General features: G+C 73.4%; 5 protein-coding genes. 2 read left to right on the forward strand and 3 right to left on the reverse strand.

Annotation, left to right across the window (positions count from 1 at the left end):
• The first annotated feature begins 418 nt into the window (after window positions 1-418).
• Window positions 419-1,501, forward strand: a complete 1,083-nt coding sequence (locus tag ACFRAV_RS15750; RefSeq protein WP_382555629.1) for an ADP-ribosylglycohydrolase family protein — start codon at window positions 419-421, stop codon at window positions 1,499-1,501.
• A 171-nt stretch (window positions 1,502-1,672) separates the two neighbouring features.
• On the opposite strand, the gene ACFRAV_RS15755 is transcribed toward ACFRAV_RS15750, so the two are convergent.
• The 3 genes from ACFRAV_RS15755 to ACFRAV_RS15765 all read right to left on the reverse strand — a co-directional run bounded on the left by ACFRAV_RS15755 (window position 1,673) and on the right by ACFRAV_RS15765 (window position 4,059).
• Window positions 1,673-1,882 (reverse strand): DUF397 domain-containing protein, encoded by a 210-nt coding sequence (locus ACFRAV_RS15755; RefSeq protein WP_108951732.1) that lies wholly within the window; start codon window positions 1,880-1,882, stop codon window positions 1,673-1,675.
• 254 nt (window positions 1,883-2,136) lie between these two features.
• Window positions 2,137-2,991 carry a helix-turn-helix domain-containing protein gene (locus ACFRAV_RS15760; RefSeq protein ID WP_382555632.1) on the reverse strand — a complete coding sequence of 285 codons (855 nt, stop codon included), beginning with the start codon at window positions 2,989-2,991 and terminating at the stop codon, window positions 2,137-2,139.
• 303 nt (window positions 2,992-3,294) lie between these two features.
• On the reverse strand, window positions 3,295-4,059 hold the full coding sequence (locus ACFRAV_RS15765) for a GPP34 family phosphoprotein (protein WP_382555635.1): 765 nt from the start codon (window positions 4,057-4,059) through the stop codon (window positions 3,295-3,297).
• A gap of 213 nt (window positions 4,060-4,272) precedes the next feature.
• On the opposite strand from ACFRAV_RS15765, the gene ACFRAV_RS15770 reads away from it, so the two are divergent.
• Complete coding sequence (locus tag ACFRAV_RS15770) at window positions 4,273-7,422, forward strand: D-alanyl-D-alanine carboxypeptidase (protein ID WP_382555638.1); 3,150 nt, start codon at window positions 4,273-4,275, stop codon at window positions 7,420-7,422.
• Window positions 7,423-7,524 lie beyond the last annotated feature (102 nt).

The following is a 7,524-nucleotide window of genomic DNA, read 5'->3' on the forward strand; positions in this document are numbered from 1 at the left end:
ACGACCGCAACGACCGGGTTGCCGCGACAGCCGACGACACGCCACGGATCCCGTGACCGCCGCCCTCAACTGCCTCAACCACTCCCATGCACCGAAAACGACGGACACTCACACACGGTTACGCTCACTCGAACAGGTTCACAAGCCAACAGTTCCAGACCGCCGGAACCCGCCACCGTCACGGCGTCCGCCCCTCGCCCCGCGCGAGGGGCGGACGCCGTCGTTCCGGCGAGGGCACGCACGGGAGGTGTGCGGATCCGGAGGGGATCCCGTGGAAGCGCGGACGGCCCTGGAGCCGTACATGCACATCGGCCGGAAATGCCCGTTCCGCCCGGAGCGGCGGCCGGTTAGCGTCGGCGGGGGACGGCGCCCAGGCCCCGTTCCGCAGGCGTGGACGACGGCCGTGGGAGGTCGGGCGGTGGCTGGTGCGTGGGGCCGGGCCGAGTTGCAGGACTTCCGGAGCAGGGTGCGCGGCGTCGTGCTCGGATCGGCCGTGGGCGACGCGCTGGGCGCACCGCTCGACGGACTGACGCCCGGCGCGATCGTGGCCGCGCACGGACCCGAAGGGCTGGCCGCGCCGGTCCCCGCGTACGGACGGCTCGGCGCCGTCACCGACGTCACGCAACTGTCGCTGTTCACCGTGGACGGGCTGATCCGCGCCCAGGTGCGCCGGGACACCGGCGCCTGGCACCCGCCCAGCGACCTGCACCGCGCCTGGCGCCGCTGGGCGGTCACCCAGGACGACTGGGGCCCGGACGAGCGGCGGGAGGGCGACGGCTGGCTGGCCCGCGAGGAGTGGCTCTACGCCCGCCGCGACCCCCATGGCCCCACCCTGCTGGCGCTGCGCGCCGAGAGCATGGGCACGCCCGCCGAACCCAGGAACCCCCGTGAGCGCGGACCGCACGCGGCGGCCCGCTCCGCGGCGTTCGGCCTGCTGGTGGGCTGGGATCCGCGGCTCGTCGCCCAGCTCGCCGTGGAGTGCGCCGCGCAGACGCACGGCCACCCCACGGCCTGCCTGGCGGCCGGCGCCTATGCCGTCACCGTGCACGGCCTGGCACGCGGGGAGGCGTTGCCGCAGGCCGTGCGGACGGCGATCGGGGCGGTCGAGCCCTGGGCCGGCCACCAGGAGGTCGTCAAGGCCCTGGAGGCCGCCCTGGCGGGCGCCGAGGAGCCGCCCCACCCGCTGGAGGCCGACGCGGGTGCGGACGAGGTCCTGGGAGCCGCCGTGCGCTGCGCGCTGGACGGGGAGGACGTGCGGCACGCCCTGTGCCTGGCGGTGAACCTCGGTGGTCCGGCGAGTGTCACCGGGGCACTGGCGGGAGGACTGCTGGGGGCGCTCCACGGGGAGACGGCGCTGCCACCGGCATGGCTGGCCGAACTCGAGGGCCGCCCCACCCTGGTGGTGCTGGCCGACGACTTCGCGGTCGAGATGACCCAGGGGCCGGCCCTGCACGGGCCGTCCTACGCGTCCCCCGGCTGGCTGGCCCGCTATCCCCGCTGAACGGACGTCCCGCTGAACGGACATCCGGTTGAACGGACGTCCCGCTGAACGTCCGGCCGACCGGTTCGGCACGGGCGAGCCCCCTCGGCCAGGACGGCGAGCCGGACGAGAGGGCCGTACAGGGTGGTGCCCAGGTGCCGGGCCGGTGCGGCCCGTTGTCGCGGCGGTCGGTCAGATCCCGCCGAACGCACCACGGTTGACCCCGGAGACGAACGCGCTCCAGGAACCCGCCGGGAAGGCGAGGGTCGGGCCCGCCGGAACCTTGGAGTCCCGCACCGCGAGCTCCTCGCGCACCGGGGACTTGACCTCCACGCACGCTCCGTTGCCGGTCGAGTAGGAGGACTTGGTCCACGCGGGGGTGGCGCCCTGACGAATAGCCATTTTCTGCTCCGAGTTAACTGAGGGTGACGATGCGACTGATCTCCGCCAACTGGCTGTGACCGTTGGCGTGATCGACGCTACTCGCCGCCCCGCGTTTCGGAGGAGTCCATTCACTCGTGCGGATGGCATGTCCCAATAGCCCCTACCGCACCAGCAGTTGTGCGTGTACGGTTCCTCTCTTTGCCGCTGGCAAAGTCCAGCGGCAACGGATTCGAGGCTACGGCGTCACGCGGCGTGAAGGCGGTCGGCGCCCCTCAGGCGTAGGACTTCGCGATGTCCTCGATGAACTGCCGCGACTGCTCCACGTTCAGCGCCTGGGCCCGCAGGTGCTCGTACATCACGCTGTACTTCTGCACGTCGTTGGGCTTCTCCAGGTACAGGTCGCTGGTGACGCCCTCGATGTAGACCACGCTGGAGTCCGACGCGTCGGGGAACTCGAGGATCGCGTACTGGCCGTTGAGCCCCGGATGGGCGCCGAGCTCGAACGGGATCACCTGCACCGTCACGTGCGGCAGCTGCGCCTGCTCGACCAGGTGCTCCAGCTGCTCCCGCATCACGGCCCGGTTGCCCACGACCCGCTTCAGCGCCGCCTCGTCGAGCACCGTCCACAGGCGCAGCGGATTCTCCCGGGAGTTGATCCGCTGCTGCCGGCGCAGGCGCACCTGCACCCGCTTCTCGATGTCCGCGGCCGCCGTCTCCGGCAGCGCGCCGGTGATCAGCGACTCGGCGTACCGACGGGTCTGGAGCAGGCCCGGCACCACCTGCGGGTCGTAGACGCGCAGGCTGGCCGCGTCGGTCTCCAGGCCGATGTAGACGCTGTAGGGGATGTCGCCGAAGGAGTGCCACCAGCCCTGCTGGCGGGAGTCCTTGGCCATCTCCATCAGCGACTCGACCATCCGCTGGTCGTCGACCTCGTAGACCCCGCAGAGATCTCGGACGTCACGCTGGCTGATGGACCTGCGGCCGTTCTCCAGCCGGCTGATCTTCGACTGCGAGACCAGCAGCCGCTCCGCCACTTCCTCGGCGGTCATGCCCTTCTGTTCGCGGAGCCTGCGGAGCTCCTGGCCCAGGCGGCGGCGCCTGACGGTGGGGTTGACACTGGACGCCACGGACGGCACCTCCGGCTGCGTACCTCAACTTTGCGTATCTGCTGTTCAGCAGATTGCCACCTGGGTGTGGGCCGCCGCTGGGAAACGGCGCACAATCGCTGCCCATGCGTGACGTCCTGGTCACCCGGCGTCCCTCCCGGGAGCGGATCCGCGACGACGGTTCACACTTTCGGGTTCGACTTGACGTCGGGAGTTGACGGCCGGTCCGCAGGGGCCCGGCGACGGCCCCGGGGAACGGGTCATGCCCGGACGGGGGCGGACCGGGAAGGTCCGCCCCCGTCCGGGCATGTGCCCGTGCCGAGGTCAGCGCGCGACGGCCCGCATCATCGGACCCGGGTGCGGCTCGGCCGCCACACCCCGGGTCGCCTGCTGCGGAGCGGTCGCCCGCCCGTGCGCCGGGACCGGCGTGCGGGCGGCCGGCGCCTGGGCGCGGCGTGGTTGCGCCGCGGCGCCGTTCTGGACGTCCATGACCGCGTGCGCGACGAGGCCGCCCATCGGGTCGTGCCTGATCAGGTCCCGCAGCCGGGAACGGGCCGAGCGGCCCTCGTTGCCCGGGTACAGGTGCTTGCCGAGGCCGACCGCGTGGGCCAGCGCCGCGAGCGCGGCGGTGCGGGGGTCCGGTGGGACACCCGTCTTGATCGCCGTGTCCAGCCGGGCTCTGATCTCCCGGCTGATCGCCGTGTCCGTCGCCTGGTAGCGAGTCGTCGGCAGTACTCCGCACATCGGACCGGCGACGGCATGGACCATGCCGCACCGCTCCAGGTGCGCGAGGTACGTCTGGCGGAGCCCCAAACGGGGTCCGCCGATCCAGTGGACCGCGCGTACCGGGGCGCCGCGTCGGCGCAGCAACTCCAGTGCGTGGTCCAGAGTCGGATCTCCTGTCGGCCGTGGCATCACCACGGAGATACGATCCCCGTCCGGGGCTATCCGTCCGGCCATGGCCAGCTCGACGAGCTGTGCTCCGGCCAGACCCAGGTCGAGCGACTGCGGCTGTGCAGTGGTACCCGTGGCCGGGTCCAACGCCAGCAGCAGAAGCTCCTCCGGAAGTGTTCTGCGGCTCCTGCCCATCCATGCCTCCCCGCGTGGATGTACGACAGGGTGACCCCTCTCACACTCATCTGTCGAGAGTGCGAGTCCGCTATCGGATGGAACCGGCAGGTATGTCGTTCTCGTCCCTGCGGGAGGGCCGGGAGCGCTGACGCGAGACTGGAACCTGGTCCGGACGGTGGCCGCCGGCGATCACGGCCGGCTGGTTGGGCAGGCGCACGGGGAGTGCGGCGTATGGAGGAGGCACAGGTGGCGGGCGAGTCCCCCGACAGGTCGAAGCAGCGAGAGTCCTCGGCGGGTGTGACGCCGGGCCCGGGGGAACCGGTTGCGGAGACCGCCGCGGCGTCGGCGTCCGCCGACCCGCGCGCCGCCTTCGCCCGCACCGCCGTGGCCGACCCTCCCTCCGAGCGGGACGCGGACGGGGCCGAGGGCGGTGCGGACGAGGTGTCCGACGCGTCCGGTGCGGCCGACGGGACCGATGGGACCGGCCCCGTCGCGGTGGGCTCCGGGGCCTCGACGGCCGTGGACGGCCCTGAGGGCGCCCAGGAGGCCCTGGAAGGGCCGGAGGGCCCCCGGGTCGCTGGAACGGCCTCCGAGGCCCCCACGGAGGCGTCTGACGCAGACGCGTCAAGCGAGGATGCCGACGAGGAGGACCCCGCGGACCGCGTGACCGCCCCCGAGGACACGGACGGCGCGCCCTCCGCCGAGGAGCCGGCGGCCGAGCCCACCGGCGACGCCACGGCGCCGGCGACCGGCGCGACGGCGGGCGTGGACGAGGACGTGCAGGCGGGCGACGAGGAGAACGAGGAGCCGTCGGCCGTGGCTGAGGCCGGGGACGAGCCGGCTGACGCGGACCCGGCCGGCGCCGAGGACTCCGACGGGCGGAACGTGCCTGCCTACGGCGCGGCGGCGGGCCTCGACGAGGACGCCCCGGTGGGTGGCCAGGACGAGGAGGAGCCGTCCGACGGGGTTCCGGCCGGGGCTGCCGAGGCCGGGGACGAGCCGGTCGCGGGCGGTGCCGCGGACTCCGACGAGTCGAAGGTGCCGTCCTACGGCGCGGCGGCGGGCCTGAGCCTGGAGCCGTCCGACGAGATCAGCGACGCGGTTCCGGCCGGTGCCCGTGACGTCCGGGACGAGCCGGTCGTGGGCGCCGACGAGCCCGCGGACGAGGTCCGCGACGAGCCTGCGCCCGCCGACTCCCACTCCGACGCCGATGAGGACCTGGACGGCGACGAGCCGGTGGCGGACGCCGTCGAGGACGCGCGGCCCGCCGACCGCGACGTGCGCGCGGCCGGTGCGGAATCGGACCTGGAGGCGGCCGAGGACGCCCCTGCGGACGCGCCGAAGGGCGCCGACAGCGACGACGGCGCCGACAGCCCCGACGGCGCCGATGACACGGCCGTCGACGCCGGCGACGAGTCGCCCGACGCTGCTGCCCAGGAGCGGTCCGGCGCAGACGACGACGTCGCGGATGACGCCGACGAGCGTCCCGGCACCGCAGACGCAGACGCCGACGCGCCGTCCGGCGACCGTGATGCCGATGCCGATGCCGATGCCGATGCCGATGCCGATGCCGATGCCGATGCCGACGCCGCGGGCGACGCCGACGACCCGTCCGACGACCCCGAAGGCGAGGCCGAGGCCGAGGCCGAGGACGCGGACGGTCCCGACGCCCCCGACGCGGTGGACCCCTCCGGGTCGCGGCGCCCCGGGTGGGCGGCCGGACCGCTGCCCGCCGAGGAGAAGAGCGACGCGACCCGCACCCTCGGCAAGGTCGCGCCCCCGGAGGACCGGCCGGACGCGAAGGGCAAGGGTTCCGGCAAGCCGGTGGACCAGCCCACCACCGCGATCCGTCTCGGCGGCCGCCCGGCCGCCAGGCCCCCGGTGGACCAGCCCACCACGCAGCTGAAGGTCGGCGACCGCTCGCCGTCCCCCACCCGCAAGCCTCCGACGCCCCCGGCGGGCCCGACGCCCCCTGGGCGCTCCGGCTCCCCGGCGGGTCCCGCGGGATCCGCCGGCCCCGCCCCCGTCGCGGCGTCCACCGAGACCACCGCGATCCCGCAGATCGGCCCCGAGCGCACCACCCAGCAGCCGCTGCCGCCCAAGCCGCCGCTGGACCTGCTGGCCGAGCTGACCAACACCCCGCCGCCGCCGGACAACCTGCCGCGCCGGGTGGTCCGCCGGGTCAAGATCTGGACCCCGGTGGTGGTGCTGCTGGCGATCGTGCTCGCGGTCGTGCAGATGGTCCGCCCGCTGCCCGAGCCGTCCCTGGTGCTGACCGCCGAGGAGTCCTTCCGCTTCGACGGCGACCCGGTCGCCCTGCCGTGGCCGGACGAGGGCCAGGGCTGGATGGACGTCACCGGGATCGGCACGGTCGACTCGTTCGGCGAGGCGAAGCCCGTGCCGATCGCCTCGGTCACCAAGTCGATGACCGCCTACGTGATCATGAAGAACCACCCGCTGAAGGTGGGCGAGGACGGTCCCTCGATCCCCGTCGACGCGCTCGCCGAGAAGGAGGGCGGCTACGACAAGACGGGTGACGAGTCCACGCTGAACACCGTCAAGGAGGGCCAGAAGCTCTCCCTGCGCGACGCGTTGTCCGCCGTGATGATCCCGTCCGCGAACAACATCGCGCGGCTGCTGGCCCGTTGGGACGCCGGTTCGGAGTCCGCGTTCGTCGAGAAGATGAACAAGGCCGCCGCCGAGCTCGGCATGAAGAACACCACCTACACCGACCCCTCCGGCCTCAAGGAGACCACCGTCTCCACGGCGGAGGACCAGGTGAAGCTGGGCGTCGAGATGATGAAGATGCCCGCCATGGTGGACATCACCAACAAGGGGTCCTGGAAGGACCCTTCGGGCCGGATCCACTACAACTACAACACCCTGGTCCCGTACGACAACGCCATCGGCATCAAGACCGGCTCGACCACCAAGGCCGGCGGCAACCTGCTCTTCGCCGCCACCAAGGAGGTCGGCGGCGAGACGGTGACGCTGGTCGGAGCGGTCCTCGGGCAGCACAAGCCGTTCATCCTCGACACCGTCAACGCCGTGTCCAAGACGGCGATGCTGGCCACCCAGGACGCGCTCGAGTCGGAGACCATCCTGAAGAAGGGCGACGTCGTCGGGTACGTCGACGATCAGCTCGGCGGCCGCACCCCGGTGGTCGTCTCCGAGGACGTCAAGGCGGTCGGCTGGGCGGGTCACGAGGTCAAGCTGACCTTCGCCCCCGACCCGGCGATGCCGCACGCCGCGCCCGAGGGCACCAAGGTCGGTTCGCTGACCGTCGGCGACGCCGAGGGCGGCGCCGTGAAGGTGCCGGTGCAGCTCGGCAGCGACCTCCAGGAGCCGTCCACGGGAGCCAGGCTCACCCGCGTCGCCTGAGGAGGCGGGCCCCGCGGCCCGCCTCCGCCACCCGCCGCACCACCCGCGGCCGTTCCCCCGCTCCACCCGCGCCCCGGTGCGGTCCCGCCGGACCGGCGGGAC

This window comes from Streptomyces sp. NPDC056600 (assembly GCF_042792855.1).
Classification (GTDB): domain Bacteria; phylum Actinomycetota; class Actinomycetes; order Streptomycetales; family Streptomycetaceae; genus Streptomyces.